Annotated in this window: 10 protein-coding genes; 5 read left to right on the top strand and 5 right to left on the bottom strand. The window is 58.2% G+C overall.

The annotated features are described in order from the left end of the window. Positions 1-33 precede the first annotated feature (33 nt). The 5 genes from IPJ12_17955 (at position 34) to IPJ12_17935 (ending at position 11584) form a co-directional block, all read left to right on the top strand. Entirely contained in the window at positions 34-1284 is a 1251-nt protein-coding gene (locus tag IPJ12_17955; GenBank protein MBK7648979.1) for a M48 family metallopeptidase, read from the top strand. Positions 1285-1379: 95 nt separating this feature from the next. Further along, entirely contained in the window at positions 1380-2246 is an 867-nt protein-coding gene (gene rsgA / locus IPJ12_17950; protein ID MBK7648978.1) for a ribosome small subunit-dependent GTPase A, read from the top strand. A 117-nt stretch (positions 2247-2363) separates the two neighbouring features. Then, a complete protein-coding gene (locus IPJ12_17945) occupies positions 2364-3449 on the top strand; it encodes a two-component system response regulator (protein MBK7648977.1) in 1086 nt (361 codons plus the stop codon). A 3-nt stretch (positions 3450-3452) separates the two neighbouring features. Further along, the gene (locus IPJ12_17940) at positions 3453-6896 is read left to right on the top strand and encodes a PAS domain S-box protein (protein MBK7648976.1); all 3444 of its coding nucleotides are present in this window, start codon (positions 3453-3455) and stop codon (positions 6894-6896) included. Continuing rightward, on the top strand, positions 6893-11584 hold the full coding sequence (locus IPJ12_17935) for a PAS domain-containing protein (protein ID MBK7648975.1): 4692 nt from the start codon (positions 6893-6895) through the stop codon (positions 11582-11584). The genes IPJ12_17940 and IPJ12_17935 overlap by 4 nt, the downstream gene beginning before the upstream one ends. Here IPJ12_17935 and IPJ12_17930 read toward each other — a convergent pair. From IPJ12_17930 to IPJ12_17910, 5 genes are all read right to left on the bottom strand, one after another. After that, positions 11581-12852 carry a TIGR03862 family flavoprotein gene (locus IPJ12_17930; GenBank protein MBK7648974.1) on the bottom strand — a complete coding sequence of 424 codons (1272 nt, stop codon included), beginning with the start codon at positions 12850-12852 and terminating at the stop codon, positions 11581-11583. The two genes, IPJ12_17935 and IPJ12_17930, sit on opposite strands and share 4 nt — an antisense overlap. After that, positions 12849-13859, bottom strand: a complete 1011-nt coding sequence (locus tag IPJ12_17925; GenBank protein MBK7648973.1) for a transglutaminase family protein — start codon at positions 13857-13859, stop codon at positions 12849-12851. Before IPJ12_17925 ends, IPJ12_17930 begins: the two co-directional genes overlap by 4 nt. A 2-nt stretch (positions 13860-13861) precedes the next feature. Then, the gene (locus tag IPJ12_17920) at positions 13862-16381 is read right to left on the bottom strand and encodes a circularly permuted type 2 ATP-grasp protein (protein ID MBK7648972.1); all 2520 of its coding nucleotides are present in this window, start codon (positions 16379-16381) and stop codon (positions 13862-13864) included. Between the two features lie 69 nt (positions 16382-16450). After that, on the bottom strand, positions 16451-19837 hold the full coding sequence (locus tag IPJ12_17915) for a transglutaminase family protein (protein MBK7648971.1): 3387 nt from the start codon (positions 19835-19837) through the stop codon (positions 16451-16453). Positions 19838-20038: 201 nt separating this feature from the next. After that, on the bottom strand, positions 20039-20461 hold the full coding sequence (locus IPJ12_17910; protein ID MBK7648970.1) for a VOC family protein: 423 nt from the start codon (positions 20459-20461) through the stop codon (positions 20039-20041). Between the last annotated feature and the right edge of the window lie 6 nt (positions 20462-20467).

Raw genomic sequence — 20467 nt, 5'->3', positions numbered from 1 at the left:
CCGCGATTTTCGCACAGCTTTGGCCCCATATCCGTGACACCTGACTTCACCTTCATTTTCCTGAGCTTTTTCTCATTGACGCTGCTCGTGCGCCTTTGGCTAAAGTGGCGCCATATTCGTTTTGTTGCATCGCACCGCTCGGCCGTACCCGCCAACTTCGCTGAGCGAATCCCCTTGCCAGACCATCAAAAAGCGGCTGATTACACGGTTGACCGCAGCAAAATGGCCATTGTGGATATCTTGATCGAAGCGGCACTACTACTCGCTTTCACCTTGGGAGGCGGACTCACTGCCCTGCACAATTTTTGGTCGACACACGTGGACGGGCTGCCGTACGGTGTCGCGATGATTTTCAGCGTTCTGGCAATTTCCAGCCTGATCGATTTGCCAATCACGCTGTATAAACAGTTCGTGATCGAGGCACGTCATGGCTTCAACCGGATGACCCTCGGCCTCTTCTTCTCCGACCTGATCAAGCAAACCCTGCTCGGACTCGCCATCGGTGCGCCGGTCATTCTCGCCGTGTTATGGCTGATGGGGACCATGGGGCAATACTGGTGGCTTTATGTCTGGCTCTTCTGGAGCGCCTTCAATCTTCTGATCATGTTTGTTTACCCGACATGGATCGCGCCGCTGTTTAACAAATTCTCACCGCTCGAAGATGGTGACATGAAATCACGCATCGAAGGCCTCCTCACCCGCTGTGGCTTTCGTTCTTCCGGGCTCTTCGTCATGGATGGCTCAAAGCGCTCCAGCCATGGCAACGCCTACTTCACCGGTTTCGGCAACAACAAGCGTATCGTTTTCTTTGACACCCTGCTCACGCGCCTGGAAGGGCCGGAGATCGAGGCAGTACTGGCGCACGAACTCGGCCATTTTCGCAGGAAGCACGTACTCAAGCACATGGCGCTGATGTTTGCCGGCTCACTCGGTTTCCTCTGGTTACTCGGCCAACTGATTGAGGCACCCTGGTTCTATGCTGGCCTGGGTGTAACAGCGCAAAGTACGGTGCTGGCGCTGATCCTGTTTTTCCTGGTCATGCCGGTATTCACCTTTCCGTTCAGCCCATTAATGAGCTTTTTGTCCCGGCGGCACGAATTCGAAGCCGATGCCTATGCTGCAGAACACGCCAATGCTTCGGATCTTGTTCACGCCTTGGTCAAGCTCTATCAGGACAACGCTTCAACGCTGACACCTGACCCGTTGCACTCACTTTTCCACGACTCTCACCCTCCTGCTGCCCAGCGCATTGCCCGTCTGCAACTGCTGGGCAGACCAGCGTGAGGGCAGTGTGCGTGCAAGCCAAAGAAGGCAACGCAATCCTGAAATCCGTTACTGCGATTTCGCCTGACCCAAACCAGCATTTCGAGGATTGAACAATGGAAGGTCGCGTCATCGCTGCCCATGGCCGCCAATACGTCGTCGAACTTGCCGACGGATCGCGACTCCCCTGCTTTCCCCGCGGCAAGAAAAGTGACATCGCCTGCGGTGACCGCGTAGACATCAAGCAAACCTCGGATGACCAGGGCGTCATTGAGGCAATACAGCCACGCAGCAGCTTGCTCTATCGCTCCAACGAGATTCGCCAGAAGTTGATCGCTGCCAATGTCGATCAACTCGTTATCGTGGTCGCAACCGAACCCGCCTTTTCCGACGAACTGATTGCCCGTGCACTGGTTGCCGCGGAGAGCGAAGAAATCGAGCCGCTGATCGTCCTCAACAAATGTGACCTGACCGACAAGGTGGCCGCCGCTCGCCGGCGACTTTCGGTTCTGGCCGGGCTCGGCTATCGCGTACTCGAACTCTCCGCACTCGAACACGCAGAAGACCTGCGACCGTGTCTTGCTCACCGGACCAGCGTGCTCGTCGGACAGTCGGGCATGGGCAAATCGACGCTGGTCAATGCCCTGCTGCCGGAGGCCAAAGCCGCCACCCGCGAAATATCACTGGCGCTCGACTCCGGCAAGCACACCACGACGCACGCCACGCTGTACCACCTTGATGCCGACAGTCATCTGATTGACTCTCCCGGCTTGCAGGAATTTGGCCTCGGCCACCTTGAACGGCAAGAAATTGAATTCGCGTTCCCCGAATTTCGCCCTTATCTCGGCCAATGCCGTTTCCGGGACTGCCTCCACAACCGGGAACCCGACTGCGCCCTGATTGCTGCGGTCAACGCCGAAAAAATCGATAAAGCGAGATTTTCAACCTATCACCGCATCATGGGAACCCAGCGCGCTACCTGACGTAACGACCGGCAATCACCGCTATTGATTTCTACGAATTTTTCACGATAGCAATTTCCACTCTAAAAGGTGATAATTGTGAGAAATTCGTCATGATATGGCGATTGGAGAGAGACCATGGGCGAAAGCCAGCCGACCATACTGATTGTGGATGACACCCCGGAGAATCTGACCGTTCTCGGCGAGTTGTTACAACCCACTTATCGTGTGCGCGCGGCAAACTCAGGCCGACGAGCTTTACAAATCGCCCTTGCCCTACCCACACCCGACCTCATTCTTCTTGATGTCATGATGCCGGAAATGGATGGATACGATGTGCTCGCAGAATTGCGCACCTCGCCTGCCACGCGAAACATCCCGGTTATTTTTGTCACCGCCATGGATGGCACCGACGACGAAGAACGCGGCCTGGAGCGTGGCGCGGTGGACTACATCACCAAGCCTATCCGTCCCAGTATCGTACTGGCCCGCATCCGCACACAACTTGAACTCAAACAGGCACGCGATATTCTGAGCGACCAGAACACCTATCTGGAAGCGGAAGTCGCTCGCCGCATGCGCGAAAACCAGTTGATTCAGGAAGTCAGCATTCACGCGCTGGCGCGACTGGCCGAAATCCGTGACCCGGAAACTGGAAAGCACCTGCGCCGTACGCAGGAATACGTCCTGACGCTGGCCCAAGGATTGCAATCGCATCCACGCTTTAATCAATATCTCGACGAACCTACGATCTACGCGCTGGCGCAATCAGCCCCCCTGCATGACGTCGGCAAAGTCGGCATTCCGGATCACATCCTCCTCAAGCCCGGCAAGCTAACGCAGGACGAGTGGACCATCATGAAAACCCATACGGTGCTCGGCAGCAATGCGATTGCACAAGCCGAAGCCGACGCTGAAAAGCCCGTCGAATTTCTCGCCATCGCCAAGATGATCGCCCGCTCGCACCATGAAAAATGGGATGGCAGCGGCTACCCCGACGGCCTTGCCGGCGATGCCATTCCGATTGCCGCACGCCTGATGGCGCTTGCCGATGTATTTGATGCCTTGACCTGCAAACGCGTTTACAAAGAAGCCTTTTCCTTCGAGCGTGCCTACAACATTATCCTCGAAGGCAAGGGCTCACATTTTGACCCGGACGTCGTCGAGTTTTTTGTCCGGGATTTCGACGCCTTCGTTGCAATCGCCGAAACCTACGCCGAATAGTCTATGCGCAGGAGTCCGCAGAATCAGAGGAAAGAAATACATCAGGCCATTGCCCAGGTAGTCCTTCCTTATATCGCGCTGGCGGCGCTATGGATTCTGGTATCCGACCAATTGCTCGGATACCTTGTCGCTGATAAAGAGACGCGTCTTACCATCGGCATGCTCAAAGGCTGGCTATTCATTGCTGTCACTGCCGCCATGCTCACGGTACTGCTCTACCGACTGCTACGCGAAAACACAATGCGCCGGGACGCGGCCGAAGAAGCTCAGATACTGATCGAACAGGAACGCGCTCAACTCCGAACGCTGTTTGACACCATCCCCGATCTGATCTGGCTAAAAGACCCTGATGGAATTTATCTGAGTTGCAATCGGCGTTTCGAGCATTTTTTGGGCGCCAGTGAATCCAACATCCTCGGCAAATCGGATTTCGATTTTGTTCCCCGAGAAATCGCTGAATCTTTTCGCACGAACGATCAAGCCGCACTGGCGGCAGACGCCCCTCGCAGCAATGAAGAATGGGTCACCTTCGCCAGCGACGGCCATCGTGAACTCGTGCAAACCATCAAGTCGCCAATGCGTGATAGCAGTGGACGATTGATCGGTGTACTCGGCATCGGACGAAATATCACGCAAACCCACGAGTTGCAGGAGCGCTTTGCAGTTGCCTTCAATGGCAGCCCGGCCGGCATTTCGCTGAGCACAATTGACGACGGTCTTTATCTGGACATCAACCCTCGATACCAGCAACTTCTAGGCTGGAAAAGAGAAGACCTGATCGGTCAGAGCTCCAAAGACCTGGACTTATGGGCAAATGCCGAAGCTCGTGATACCTGGCGCGACAAGTTGAAGGAAACCGGGCTGCTGCAGGACTATCAAACCCAGTGGCGAAAAAGCGATGGCACGCTGATCCAGGTCAGTCTTTCTGCCGAGATAATCCATCTCAGCGGAAAACCCTATGTACTGGCCTTCATTGTCGACATATCCGAGCGACATCAGGCGTTGGAGCAGATCCACCAGCTGCAGGAACGGCTGGCAATTGCCTTCCGTGCCGCACCGGTTGCCGCCTGCATCACACGCTTGACTGATGGCTTGATCATCGACGTCAACGAGCGATTGCTGGTTCAATATGGCTGGAGACGTGAAGATCTGGTTGGCAAGACAACCATAGACGCAGGTTTGTGGGGAAGTGAGGAAGATCGCTCGAAGATGGTCAATGTGCTGCACCGCGATGGTCGGATCATTGATCTCCCCAGCATTGGTGTCGGGCACGATGGTCGGCCACGGGAAATCAGCCTGTCGGCCGACATCGTCCAGATGGATGGTGTACCGCATATCGTTGTTTTCATTGTCGACATCTCCGAGCGCAAGGCGGCCGAACGGGCGCTTGCCGAGCGAGAAGAGATTTACCGCACCATCGTCAGCAATGCCGAAGACGGCATTTGCCTGGTCGATCCGGAAACACTCAAATTTATCGAAATCAACGACGCCGGCCTGCGTGGGCTGGGATATATCCGTGAAGAGTTTTCCGGAATGACACTGGTCGACATCCAGGCCAGAATGAGCGAGGCTGAACTCCGGGCAAAACTCAAGCGCATCGCGATCAATAGCAGCGCGGTATTTGAAAACCAGCATTTGCGCAAGGACGGCAGCATCCAGGAAGCCCGCATCGCAGGGGTGCTTGTCAACATTGGCGGCAAACGCATGTTCAGCGGCATCTGGCAGGACATTACAGAAGCCAAGCGATCAGCGGCGGAACTCAAACAGTATCGCGATCATCTCGAAGAGCTGGTCGAGGCCCGGACAACCGAACTGGCGTCCGCCAAGGATGCCGCCGAGCAGGCCAGTCGGGCAAAAAGTGCCTTTCTGGCCAACATGAGCCATGAAATCCGCACACCGATGAATGCCATCATCGGGCTGACGCATCTGGTCGAACGGGACTCCCGCGATAACAAGCAGCTCGAACGCCTGCACAAGGTCTCAGAGGCAGCCCACCACCTTCTGTCTATCATCAACCAGATCCTCGATATTTCCAAAATTGAAGCCGGCAAACTGGAACTCTTGCCGGTGGACTTCCAACTTTCCTGCGTTCTCGACAGCGCCAGTGAACTGATGTTTGAACGCCTGCAGTCGCATGGCCTCAAATTTCATCGCGAAATCGACCCGGCCCTGCCCCCCATTCTGCATGGCGACCCGCTACGAATTGGCCAGATTCTGCTCAACTACCTCGCCAATGCGGTCAAGTTCACGGAGGTCGGCAGTATTTCAATTTCGGTCAGTCTGGTCACCGCTGAGGCCAACACATTGCTCGTGCGCTTTGCTGTGACAGATACCGGCATCGGCATTGCGCCTGAACATCAGGCCCGCCTGTTCGGCGCCTTTGAACAGGCAGACAATTCAGCCACGCGACGCTTTGATGGCACCGGCCTTGGGCTCGCTATCGCACGGCGACTGGCCCGTCTGATGGGTGGTGAGACGGGTCTGATCAGCCAACCGGGTCAAGGCAGCACCTTCTGGTTCACCGCCCGTCTGCAGGCTGGCCATTGCGTGGCAGATACCGGTACAGAGAACATTTCTGCCGACGAAGCCGAGCGCCTGTTGAGCAGTCGGGATGCTACGACACGTATCCTGCTCGTCGAAGACAATGCGATCAACCAGGAAGTCGCCCTCGAACTGCTGCGCGGTATCGGCCTGCAGGTCGATCTTGCGGTCAACGGCGAAAAAGCCGTCAAAATGGCAAACGAGACCGCTTACAACCTGATCCTGATGGACATCCAGATGCCGGTCATGGATGGGCTCACTGCCACCCGTCTCATTCGGCAAGGTGAACATGGACGGCAGATTCCGATTCTGGCGATGACCGCGAATGCGTTTGGCGAAGACCGCCAGCGCTGCCTTGATTCCGGCATGAACGACCATGTCGCCAAGCCGGTCAATCCTGGAAACCTCTACACCGCCTTGATCAAATGGCTGGCACCGACCCGCATCGATACCGAAGTCATGGATTTGCCGACGCCACCGACGACACCAACACCTGCGACGTCTGAAGATACTGCCCGTCAAGCCACGCTGGCAGCGCTGGTGAGCGTTCCTGGACTGGATAGCGAACGCGGCCTGAAGACCCTGCGTGGCAAGCTACCCAGCTACTTGCGGCTGCTGGGTATATTTTTGGCAACGCACGGCGAAGATCATCTCAAAATCAGTGCGGCCATTGCCAACAACGCCATTGCGGAAGCTAAGCAGATCACCCACGCCCTGAAGGGTGTCTCCGGCACCCTGTGCCTGACAGGTATCTACCAAGCCGCACGCGTACTGGACGACGCCTTGCATGCCCCCAATTCTGGGCCGGAAATTTCCAACCTCCAGAGCCTGCTTGCCCAGCAGATGGAGGAAACCGGCGCCAGCCTGACGCGTATCATGGGTGCAACGGAGAGCGACCCACCATGACTTCCAGCGCAGCGACCACGCTCCACGACATCATGACCCACGAAGTTCGCAGCCTGCCTCCGCAGGCCACGCTTCTGGACGCAGCTCGCCTGATGGCTGACGAACGCATTTCCAGCCTGATCGTCATGCTTGATGGCGAGGCACTGGGCATCGTCACCGAAAGCAACATCCTGCGCGCCCTGCACGCTCGCTACCCAGGCGAGACTCGACTCGATGCCATCATGTCGCAACCGCTCGTCATGGCATCACCGCATCTGGATCTGCTCAGTGCGCGCAAATTGCTGGAAAGCCATGGCATCCGTCATCTCGTCGTTGCTGGCAACTCCGGCCAGGTGGCCGGCATCGTCAGTGACACGGATTTCCGCATGCACCTTGATACGGCCGCCTTCCAACACTTGCGCACGCTGGAAGGCATCATGGATCGCAAGATCCCGCATCTCACGCCCGAAGCAACACTGGGTGACGCCATTGCCGACATGGTCAATCACTCGGCGGACTATCTGATTGTCTGCGAAACTGAAAGAGCGATCGGCATCATCACCGAGCGCGACATCCCCCGCCTGATCAAAGCTTACCCACAGCCGCACGGCATCTCGTTGCGTGAAACCATGAGCACGCCACTGCGCAGCGTCAATGTCGACACTGCATTGACGGCAGCGCTGGAAGCAATGAATCACTTCCGGATGCGGCACATGGCAGTACTCGACAGCGATGGCCGAATCGTTGGTGTCATCAGCCAGCGGCGTCTTTTTGAACAACTCGCGACAGAACGCCTGGAAAATGCCTTGCTCCAGACGCAGCAGGAACGCAACCGACTTCGCCTTGAAACCCAGTTGCAACTCGCCGTCGACGTTGGCGGCTCCGGCAGTTGGGAATATCTGCATGAACTCGATCGCCTGATGCCGAGCCCTGGCCTGCTCGAACTGCTCGGCAGCAATCAGGCGGATGCTCCAGGCACGCGTGCCGAGTGGGAGGCAAGAATTCACCCGGACGACCGCCATTTACTGAATCTTGCGGTCAACCGGAAAAAAGGGCCTAAAACAGAATTTCGCGTGATCGAATATCGCATCCGCCATGCGGACGGTCAGTGGATCTGGGTGGAGGATCGCTGTTGCGTCACCGAAAGTAACGCTGATGGCAGCCCGAAAGTCACCGCAGGCATTCTCAACGATATCTCCGAACGCCAGCTTGCACGCCAGCAGATCACCCGCCAAAACCGCGCGTTGCGCCTGATGAGCGGCATCGGCCAGGCACTCGTCCGCCATACTGACGAAAAAGCGATGTTGACCGAGATCTGCACAGTAGCTGTTGAAGTAGGCGACTACCTGATGGCTTGGATAGGCGAAGCTTCGCATGACGCCGGAAAATCGGTCATCCCGGTCGCCGAATCCGGATTTGTCGATGCCTATTTCGCCAATCTCGACGTCTCCTGGGACGACGGCCCCAATGGCCAGGGACCGACTGGCCGTGCCATCCGCTCGGGCGTCCCAGCCATCATTCGCAATATCGAACACGACCCATCATTTGCCCCATGGCGCGTCGCCGCGCAGGCACAAGGCTACCGGTCGTCGGCCTCGCTGCCGCTGCGGGTAGACGGACAAATCATCGGCGCTCTGAGTCTCTACTCGGCAAAAATTGATCCGTTCGAGGACGACGAACTCGCATTGCTCGCCAACCTCGCGGGCGAAATCGGACTCGGCTTGAGCATGCAACGCTCGCGTCAAAGATTAGCCAGAAGCGAGAGTATTTTGCTTCAGGCACAACGCATGGCCCGCTTGGGCCACTTCACATTCGACCCCCAGACTGACACCCTGAGCGGCTCTCCGATGCACAACGAGTTATTTGGCATCGATCCCGACGAAAAAATTGATACCGACACCTGGCGAGCGCTTATCCACCCTGACGACCGGGAGCGTATGAGTGTTTACTCGAGAGACCATGTCTTTCGGGGCCGCCAAGCCTTCGACAACGAGTATCGCCTGATCCGCCGAAACGACGGCGAGGTGCGCTGGATCCACAGCGTCGGGCAATTGGTTACCGGTGCCGATGGTCGGGTCAGCCGACTGTTCGGCACCAGCCAGGACATCACCGAACGCAAGCATTTCGAACAACGTCTCCGCCAAAGTGAAGCCGACCTCAAGGAAGCACAGGCTGTCGCCCATTTCGGTAGCTGGACGCTGGATATTGTCGCCGACAACCTGCAATGGAGCGACGAAGTCTTCCGCATTTTCGGTCTCGACAAGAATTCCCCACAGAAACTGGTAAATTTTCTGGAACGCATACACCCCGACGATCGCGAACGTGTGCTGACCGACTGGATGGCCGCCTTGCAAGGCCAAGCCTACGACAGCGAACATCGCATCTTCGTTGACCAAAAGGTACGCTGGGTACGCGAACGGGCCCATGTCCGTTTCGACACTGCAGGCCAGCCGGTCTTCGCGGTTGGTACCGTGCAGGACATTACCGAACGCCGTCAGTCCGAGGAGCAATTGCGCAAACTGTCGCTGGCCATCGAACAAACGCCGCACAGCATCGTCATTACCAATACCCGCGCCCAAATCGAATACGTTAACGACGCCTTCCTTCGCAGCAGCGGGTATCAGCGCGAGGAAGTCATTGGGGCCAACCCGAACATGATGAGTTCGGGCCAGACCCCCGCCGAGATTTATGCCGACATGTGGGCAACCCTCGCCCGCGGAGAAACCTGGCGCGGTGAGTTTCTGAACCGCCGCAAGGACGGCTCCACCTTCCCGGAATTCGCCATTATTTCGCCTGTGCGCCAAGCGGATGGACTCATCACCCACTATCTCGCCATCGAGGAGGACATCAGCGAGAAGAAACGCATCCAGTCAGAACTGGACAACTACCGTCACCACCTCGAAGCAGTGGTCGCTGAACGGACCGAGGAGTTGATCCTGGCCAAAGATGAGGCGGAATCAGCCAGCCGTGCCAAGAGCGCTTTCCTGGCCAACATGAGCCACGAAATCCGGACACCGATGAATGCCATTATCGGCCTGACTCACCTGGCTCAGCGCAACGCCGACAGCCCCGAACAGCGCGAGCGCCTTGGCAAGGTCTCAGATGCCGCACAACATCTGATGACCATCATCAACGACGTGCTCGATATTTCAAAAATCGAAGCTGACAAATTACAGCTCGAACACACGGATTTTTCGCTTGCCAGAATTTGCGCCACGGCCTGCGAGCTGGTTGCCCCGCGCGCCGAGGCCAAGCACCTGCCCATCACCTGTGACCTGGACAGCGCATTGCCGCCGATGCTGCGCGGCGACCCACTGCGTGTCCAGCAGATCCTGCTCAATTTCCTGTCGAATGCCATCAAATTCACCGAGCGCGGACTGATCAACGTCAAGGCCAGCCTGCTTGTCCAGGAGGCGGGTGAAGTCGTTATCCGTTGCGAAGTCTCCGACACCGGCATTGGCATAGCGCCCGAGGACAAGGCGCGACTCTTCCACCCCTTCGAGCAGGGCGACACGTCGACCACGCGGCGCTATGGCGGGACCGGCCTCGGGCTGGCAATCAGCCGCCGGCTGGCCGAAGCCATGCACGGTGAAATCGGCGTCAGCAGTCAATTGGGAGAAGGCAGCACTTTCTGGTTTACCGCCCGACTCACCCACTCGACAGCGCTCGCACCTGCGATGCCGAGTGCGCCGGCATCCTCCACGCACCAACCCGGCGCTCGCGTTCTGCTTGTTGAGGACAACGCGATCAACGCTGAAGTTGCCAGCGACCTGCTGGAGCAGGCGGGTCTCAAGATGGACCTGGCCAGTAATGGCCGAGAAGCGCTCGAGTTGGCGCGGCGCCAGCATTACGATCTGGTTCTGATGGACATGCAGATGCCGGTCATGGACGGACTCGAAGCCACGCGGCAAATCCGCACCCTGCCCGGCTGGGCGAGCATTCCCATTCTAGCGATGACCGCCAACGCTTTCGACGAAGATCGGGATATTTGCCTGGCTGCCGGCATGAACGACCACGTTGCCAAACCGGTCACCCCCAATGTGCTCTTCGACGCGCTGGCCCGCTGGCTTCCGGTCAAGCCGATCAATACGCCCGTCGCCAGTGACCCTGCCAGCGTGGCTCTGGCAAACGTGGTCGGCCTGAATAGCCAGTTTGGTCTAAAGTCGGTACGTGGCCGAATGGAGAGTTACCTACGTCTGCTCAACAAGTTTTCCGAGAACCACATCGATGATTTCGCCCTCATCCGCAGCAATCTTGCCGCAGGCCGGCGCGACGAAGCACGCCGTCTCGCCCACAACATGAAAGGCGTCTCGGCCACGCTTGGCGCCGACGATATCCATAGCGTCGCTGCAGCACTGGAACTGGCCATCAAGGACAGCAAGGAAATGTCTGTCATCGAACCGCTCATCGATCAGGTGGCGCATGCTTACGCATCCTTGCGCAATCAATTGAGCCATGTCATTCAGCCCCCCCAAGCCGGCGCCAAGCTGGGTGATGATGCTGCCACGACAGCGCTCTTCGAACGTCTGCATCGCGAATTGCAGCAAGGTGAAATCAGCGTACAGGAACTGGTTCGTCAGCAGGCGAACACCTTGCAGCAAGTGCTAGGCAGCAATCACCGTCAATTCGAAGAACTCGTTTCGGCTTTCGATTTCGAAGGCGCCCTGCTTTTCCTGACCAAAGCTACGCAGCCGAAAATGCCCCGCTAATCCAGCCAGCGCACCACGCCCAGTCCGGCTGCCCGGCCACTGGCCAGACAGGCCGTCAGCAGATAGCCGCCGGTGGGGGCTTCCCAGTCCAGCATTTCTCCCGCCACAAAAACACCGGGCAAGCGTTCCACCATCAAGTTCGTATCGAGTCCTTCGAAGGCAACCCCGCCGGCCGTACTGATCGCCTCATCGAGTGGCCGGGTCGCGGTAACCTTCAACGGCAATGCCTTGATGGCTGCTGCCAGACTGCCAGCACTGCTCAACGTCGATGGCTGGCAACATTCGCGAAGCAGGCCGGCCTTGACACCTTCGATGCCGGCATGCCGACGCAGATGGTTGGCCAGCGAATCCCGACCGCGCGGTCGTGAAAGGTCGGTTGTCAGCCTTTCCAGACTGCGGCCTGGCGCCAGATCAAGGGTCAGGATAGCGCTGCCGCCCGCCGTCAATTGATCGCGCAAGGGCGCCGACAGCGCGTAGATCAGGCCGCCTTCGATACCGGTTGTCGTAATGTTGAATTCGCCCTTTTTTTCCGGTTGACCGTGGGAGTCGCCACTATTCACAAGGCCGCAAATTTTGGCGGTGACGGCCTTGACCGGCGCCCCGGCAAATCGCTCCCTGAAATGCGGACTCCAGTCCACATCAAAACCGCAGTTGGCTGGCTTCAACGGCGCCACTGCAATGCCTTGCGCAAGCAGTAGCGGCACCCATGCACCGTCTGAACCGAGCTTGGCCCAGCTGCCACCACCCAGCGCCAGAATCACCGCCTCTGCGGCCACCTCGATTTCCCCGGCTGGTGTGGCAAAGCGCAGTCTGCCGTCGGCCGCCCAGCCGAGCCAGCGATGCCGCACATGAAACTGCACGCCCTGCCCGCGCAGGCGATGCAGCCAGGCACGCAACAAGGGGGCCGCCTTCATTTCCTTCGGAAAAACCCGACCCGAGGTACCCACAAAGGTTTCGATACCCAGCCCGTGAATCCACTCACGCAACTGCTCCGGCCCAAAATCGTCGATCAATGGGGCGAGCTGCGTCGAACGATCACCATAGCGGCCAATAAAATCAGCGCGCGGTTCGGCATGCGTGATGTTCATGCCGCCCTTGCCCGCCATCAAAAACTTGCGGCCAACGGAGGGCATGGATTCGAAAATTTCTATTTTTTTCCGGTTGACCGCAGCAAATGCGGAATCCCCTTGAAACAGCGAATTTGCAAGCGCTTCGGCCGCCATCAACCCGGCCGGCCCACCACCAATGATGGCGATGCGCCCGGTCATTTTTCGTCGGCTTGGCTATCCGGCTCGTCGAGCACCTTTTCGAGTGCTTCTTTCAGAACCTCTTCCTCGTCGAGCACTTTTTCAAGCAACTCTTTCGGGATCTCTTCCTCGTCAAGCGGGACGACCGTCACGGCGACCTCGGGTTCGGTGCCACCGCCGCCCAGGATGATGCCGCGCAACGGTGAAATATCCGAGAAATCACGGCCAAACGCGAGCGTGATGTGCTCTGTATCCGGCAACAAATCGTTGGTAGGATCGAAGTCCACCCAGTCGGTGGCACCACCCGGCGCATAGACCGATACCCAGGCGTGCGAGGCATCGGCACCGATCAGACGCGGCTTGCCCGGTGGCGGACGGGTCAGCAGGTAGCCGCTGACATAGCGGGCAGACAGACCGATTGCCCGCAGACAGGCGATCATCAGGTGCGCAAAGTCCTGGCAGACACCACGTTTCTTTTCCAGCACTTCGAGGACCGGCGTAGACACAGTGGTCGCCTCTGGATCGAAGGTGAATTCCCGGAATATCTTGGCCATCAAGGCTTGTGCCCCGACCAGCACAGGCGTATCGGGCGGAAAGCAATCGGCGGCATACACGGCCAATTCGTGCTTGACCCGCACGTGCGGGCTCTCGAACAAAAAGTGCGTTGCCTCCAGATCCGCCGGTATCGGATCGGTTGAATCGTAGGCCAGGCGATCACGCACCTCTTCCCACGGCAACGAATCCTCAAGGTCTTCAGGCAGATGCGGCATCACTGCGACACTCATCACCGAGCGGATTAGCAGCTTGTCATGAGGGGCGTGGAATGCCACCCAGGTCACCGGATTGCCAAAAGCATCAAGGCCGTCACGTCGCCAGGTTGGCTCTGGCTTGATATCGATACGCTGCTCCTCGACCTGCTGCCAATCGAGTATGCGGGGAGAAAGATGCAATTGCTGCTGCGATAACGAAACGGGACTACCGTAGTCGTAACTTGTTTCGTGCACAACGCGATAACGGACAGGCTCCACGTTCAAACCGCCATCGTTTGTCGGCTGACATCGCCAACATGAGTGAAATAACGCATGCCCAAGGTCGCAGAGAGTTGCACGGCGGCGGTATTCAATGCTTCAAGCAGTGTCGCCAGATCCTGGCAGGCAGAGCACTCCTGAAAGCGACTGAACGGCATATTTTCGAGCCGCTCAAGTTTGAACTCGCGCAAATTGGCCAACGCAACTGCCATATCTTCCTGGAGATCCACCTCCAGCTCGCGTCCCAAGCGATCCAGGTAACGGACCAGAACACTGGCTTGAAAAAGCACGCCATGGGGATTGCTGTCGTCGAAAACAAGGAGATCAATCACCGGCAACAATTCAGGCTGCCGTGAATAGCGCGAGCGGTACGTAATGATCGAATCAGATAGTTCAAGCAACCACTCAAGCGAACCGGGCGCACGTGTGGACGGCATACGCAGGAAATGCGTCACCGTCATTGCCAAAAAGGAAAGCCGTTCCATGCGTCGACCGATGACCAGGAAGCGCCAGCCATCGTCACGCGTCATGTTGTCCATGGCAAAACCAGTCAGCGACGACGAGACACTCAGAACTCGATCTAGGAAGGCGATTGCCTCAGTCAGCGTCGGATGCACTTTGCGCGCAGCCTGCTGATAACGCTGAATACGGTTCAGTGAATGCCAGTGGTCCAGCGAAAGGCGCTCACGAACATGCGTGGCTGACCACATGAGATTGCGGATATTGCCCGCCAGGCTGCCGGGTTGGTCAGGATCGTAGATCGCCTCCAGCAACTCGTGTTCGCTGTTCTTTTTAATCTCGGTGTCTTCTCCGATCTTGGGTAAAACACCGAGATGACGCGCCAGTTCCATGGCGGAAACGACCACCGTGGTTTTCTGCCCCCCGCCGACGACGACCTTGGAAAGCGCCACGCGCAGCATCCGGGCACTGTCGTCAAATCGTTCGGAATAACGGCCAAGCCAGAAAAGATTTTCAACCACGCGCGAGGTCAGGTTGGCGCCTGCCCGAACCAGATCACGCACACCAACTGACGGCTTGAGCAGCGAAAACTGGCTGACCGGGCCATCGGTCAACACCCAGGTATCTTTCGAGGCGCCACCACGCTGCATGGAAATAATGCGGGTACTCGCGCCGGTCGCTACCCGTGCCAGACCACCCGGCATCACCGAATAGCCATCCGGGGTCGTTACGGCATAAGCACGCAAACCAACCGGACGGGCCAGCAGGCGGCGTTCATGCGCCCGACTCCAGGTCGGCGCCTGCGACAAGTTGACCATTTCCTGAGCCACGTAGGCATGCGGCCGAGCTTCAATGCGGCGCAGCATGTCCGCACGCACTTCGCCCTTCAATTCATTGCCGAATACCGGCTCCATTCGCTGGGTCGGGTACGCCGGCTTGATGACCAGATCGTCAAAATTCTCACGTACGTAATCAAGCGCCGGCTTTTCACCGCACCACCAGGTCGCTACCGACGGCATGGCCAGTTCTTCACCCAGCAGGCGCCGACAAATTGCCGGCAAAAAGCCCATGAGCGCACCAGAAGCCAGCAGACCGCAACCCAACGCATTGGAAATGACTACGCGACCGGCGCGCGCCACGTTGATCAGGCCTGGAATACCCAGGGCCGACTCACCGCGCAATTCAAGCGGATCACAATAGGCATCGTCCTGACGACGGAGAATGACATGGACGCGCTTCAAGCCGCGCAATGTTTTCAGATAAACAGTCTCGCCACGCACGGTGAGATCCTGCCCCTCGACCAGGGGAAAACCCAGGTAACGAGCCAGATAAGCATGCTCAAAATAGGTTTCGTTGTACGGCCCAGGCGTGAGTAGCACCATATGTGGCTGTTCATCGCCCTCAACGGGAGCCAGCGCAGCAAGGCCGTCGAGCTGATCGCGGAAAAAGTCAGCGATGTGCTGAACATGCAGATCACGGAACATTTCCGGGAAAACACGCGACACGATCAAGCGGTTTTCCAGCGCATAACCTGCACCGGATGGCGCCTGCGTGCGATCGGCGATGACCCACCAACGGCCATTCGGCGAACGCGCCAGGTCGACCGCATAGTTGTGGAGCCAGACACCGCCAGGCGGCTTCACGCCACGACAAGGCCACAGATACCCATGCTGACCATAGACTAGCGCCGGCGGCAAAAGTCCTTCTGAAAGCAGCTTCTGATCGCTGTAAAGATCAGCCAGCATGGCATTGAGCACGGTAGCGCGCTGGGCGACGGCAGCCGAGACCTCGGCCCATTCGTCTGGGGGAATGATCAGCGGCAGCGGATCAAGTGCCCAAGGCCGATCAGCACCGTTCGGATCAGCATAAACGTTGTAGGTAACGCCGTTTTCCTGAATTCGCTGCTCGGCGAAATCGAGACGCCGGCGCATTTCTTCCGGCGCCACCGCATCGAGATGGCCCAGGAATTTTTTCCAATGCGGGCGCACGGCTCCCTGCGCCGCCAACATTTCATCGTATCGGCGGGGACTTTGAGCGTAAATTGCGAGGAGTGTGCGTGACATAGAATAAAAAGAAACAGGCCGATTTCCGGCCTGTTTTGCGGTCATTCGCTACAAAAGCGACTTCCCGGGTTAGAAACGGCGCAAGTCTAACGTAAACGGGTGCTCTGCGCTGAACTCTGGCGATTTGACCTGCATCTTGCCCGGCGTATGGCCGAAGCGGAAGAAGCGGGCCAGGCGACGGCTTTCAGCTTCGAACGCGTTAACCGGGAAGGTGTCGAAACTGCGACCACCCGGATGCGCGACGTGGTATTGACAGCCACCCAGCGAACGTTGCATCCAGGTATCGACAATGTCGAATACCAGCGGCGCATGAACGCCAATGGTGGGATGCAAGCAAGAAGCAGGTTGCCAGGCACGGTAACGTACGCCAGCAACAAACTCGCCATTGATGCCAGTGTTCTGCAACGGCACTGCTTCGCCGTTACAGGTCAGTACGTAGCGATCCGGTGCCATGCCCTTGATCTTGACCTGGACGCGTTCGACCGACGAGTCGACGTAGCGCACCGTGGTCCCGGCACCGCCCTCCTCGCCCATGACGTGCCAGGGTTCGAGCGCGTGACGCAACTCGAACTCCATGCCCTTGACGGCGAAATCGCCGTATTTCGGGAAGCGGAATTCGAAGTGCGGGGCGAACCATTCGGTCTTGAAGGCGAAGCCGGCCTCGGCCATTTCCTGCATGACGTCCTTGAAATCCTGCTCAGCGTAGAACGGCAGCATGAAGCGGTCATGCAGCTCGGTTCCCCAGCGCGCCAGGCGAGCCGGCTCGTAGGGTTGCTCCCAGAAGCGGGCAATCATGGCACGGAGCAGCAGTTGCTGGGCCAGCGACATGCGGGCGTGCGGCGGCATTTCGAAGGCTCGCAGTTCGAGCAGGCCGAGGCGCCCCGTCGGGCCGTCCGGCGAGTAGAGTTTGTCGATGCAGAACTCGGAACGGTGCGTGTTGCCGGTCACGTCGGTCAGCAGGTTGCGCAGGATGCGGTCAATCAGCCACGGCGGGACGACGCCACCCGGCTGCGGAATCTGCTTGAAGGCGATTTCCAGCTCGTAGAGGCTGTCGTTGCGCGCTTCATCGACACGCGGCGCCTGGCTGGTCGGGCCGATGAACAGGCCGGAGAACAGGTAGGACAGGCTGGGATGGTTGTGCCAGTAGGCGATCAGGCTCTTGAGCAAGTCCGGACGACGGAGGAAGGGCGAATCGTTCGGCGTCGCGCCACCGAGGACAAAGTGATTGCCGCCGCCGGTGCCGGTGTGGCGGCCGTCGACCATGAACTTTTCAGTGGTCAGGCGCGAGTAGTGGGCCGCCTCGTAAAGGTGGGTGGTCTGGTCAACCAGCTGGTCCCAGCTACGCGCCGGATGGACATTGACCTCGATGACGCCAGGGTCGGGCGTGACGCTGAAATTCGTCAGGCGAGGGTCGGACGGTGGCGTATAGCCTTCCATGATCACCGGCAGCGACATCTCTTCGGCCGTCGCTTCGACCGCAGCGACGATTTCCAGATAGTCATCAAGCTTCTCGGTCGGCGGCATGAAGACGTAGAGACGGCCATCGCGCGGCTCGGCACACATGGCCATGCGGGTGATCCAGCCGGCCGATTCCTTGAAGCGCGGCATCGTCTCGGTCGACTTTTCCCACGGGCGGAGCTTGCCGTCGCCAGTTGCCAAAGCAGCGGTACCAGCGGCACCGGCGCCATCACCAGAACTGCCATTCCGGCTCTGCATTTGCGGCTCGCGGGCACCAGCATCACCACTGACACGGGTGCGCAAGGCTGCGTAGCTGGCTAGTGGATCAGTCGCTGTCTCGGCATCGGGCACATTGACATAAGGGTAGTCGCTGGTAGCTGTCCAAGGCTGCGAATCGTAAGGCAGACGATAGCCCATGGCCGAGTCGCCGGGGAACAGGTAGCAACGCTCGGAACGCAGGAACCACGGGCCGGTCTGCCACTGGTTCCAGACATTTTTCATGATCGGCAGCACGTGGCCGACGGTGTAGGTCATGCCCTGCGTAAACACCTTCATCAGGCGTTCGCGCTCCAGTGCATCATCGACGCGGGAATCGAAGGGGTCGACGTTGCCCGGCAGGCGGCGCTCGCGCCACATGTAGTAATAGACGTCTTCAAAGGCCGGGAAGACATAGTCAGAGGTCATGCCGAGGCGTTCGGCGACGCGCTTGAGGAAGCGCTGGGCATGTTCGCTGGTCGCGCCGTAATCAACGCTTTCGTTGGCGTACAGTTCCGGCGCATTCCAGATCGGCTCGCCGTCCTTCCGCCAGTAGCAGTTCAAGCTCCAGCGCGGCAGCTGTTCGCCGGGATACCACTTGCCCTGACCGAAGTGCATCAGGCCGTTCGGGGCGTATTTCTGGCGCAGGCGATGGAAGATGTCGGCGGCGAAAATTCGTTTTGTCGGGCCAAGAGCCGCGGTGTTCCATTCGGCACCATCCGGGTCGTCAACCGCGACAAAGGTCGGCTCACCGCCTTGGGTCAAACGCACGTCAAGCTTGCTCAGCGTATTGTCGATCAGGTGGCCAAGACCTTCGATTTCACTCCACTGCTCATCCGTGTAAGGCTTGGTGACACGCGGCGCTTCCCAAATGCGGGTAACTTGCATGTGGTGGGAGAACTCGGTCTCGCACTCATCGATACCACCAGTAACCGGCGCAGCAGAACTCGGCTCGGGCGTACATGCCAAAGGAATGTGACCTTCACCCGCAAACAATCCGGAGGTCGGATCGAGACCGATCCAGCCGGCACCCGGCAAGTAAACTTCTGTCCATGCGTGCAGATCGGTAAAGTCGGCTTCCGGACCGGACGGACCGTCAAGCGACTTCACATCTGCGGTCAACTGGATCAAATAGCCCGAAACGAAACGGGCAGCCAGACCCAGATGACGCAAAATCTGAACCAGCAACCAGGCCGAGTCGCGACAGGAACCGGAACACTTGGTCAGTGTTTCTTCCGGCGTCTGGACGCCCGGTTCCATGCGAATGGTGTAGCTGATGGCCTTCTGCAAATTGGCATTCAGGGCGACGAGAAAATCGACACTGCGCAGCGGGTCACGGGGAATGGTATCGAGGTACTTCTTGAGCAGCGGCGTTTCCGGCAGCTTGTGGAGGTATGGCGTCAGCTCGTGACGCTCCCAGTCCTCGTAGGCAAAGGGAATCTTCTCAGCATGCGGCTCAAGGAAGAAGTCGAAAGGATTGATAACCGACATCTCGGCGACCAGATCGACCTCGATGCGGAATTCACGGGTTTTCTCCGGGAAAACCAAGCGAGCCAAGTAATTGCCCTGCGGATCCTGCTGCCAATTGACGAAATGCGTTTCCGGCCCGATTTTCAATGAATAGGACAAAATACGAGTCCGCGAATGCGGGCAAGGGCGCAGGCGAACCACCTGCGGACCGAGATTCACCAAGCGGTCGTAGGTGTAATGGGTAACGTGATTCAGGGCAACATGGATTGACACAAGCTTACTCCAGACAATGTGATTACCAACTTAAAAGCAAGACGCGAACCAGGCTTCAAGCGGTTGATTTTTAACGCCCCCGCATTATCTCACGCACCTTGGAAATGCCCTATTACCGAAAGCGCGCGCCAATTTGGTGCGTGACCACCTTGCAAATGCGTGCCAGCCTCAAATGGTGCGGATCTCCGATCCAAGGACTGATCATGGAAGCCTGACCATGCCATCCGCATCGAACGAAATAAATGGGTTGAAACAGACCTCCCACAAAAATCCATCCGGGTCGGCAAAATAGCCGCGAAAGCCGCCCCAGAAAACCTTGTCAGCTGGCCGGACCAGCGTTGCGCCAACCGTTACCGCCTCGTTCAGCGTCGCAATCACGGCAGCCTCTGAAGGAACGTTGTGCGCCAGCGTGAAACCGGCAAATCCACTCCCGGTCGCGGATACCGAGGCGTCTTCAGCCAGCGCCTCGCGCTGGAACAAGGCGAAAGCCACGGAGCCAACCTGAAAAAAGGCAATTGCCGCCTGGCTGGCGGAAGACTCCTGCCAGCCCAGCGCCTTGTAGAAGGCCCTGCTCCGTGCCAGGTCGGACACACCCAGGGTAATGAAACTGATCGTCTGGTTCATTTATTC

It is taken from the genome of Betaproteobacteria bacterium (genome assembly GCA_016709965.1).
In the GTDB taxonomy this organism is placed as follows: domain Bacteria; phylum Pseudomonadota; class Gammaproteobacteria; order Burkholderiales; family Rhodocyclaceae; genus Azonexus; species Azonexus amarohabitans.
The sequence above is the reverse complement of the archived record's forward strand: the minus strand, read 5'-3'. Positions and strand labels throughout refer to the sequence as shown.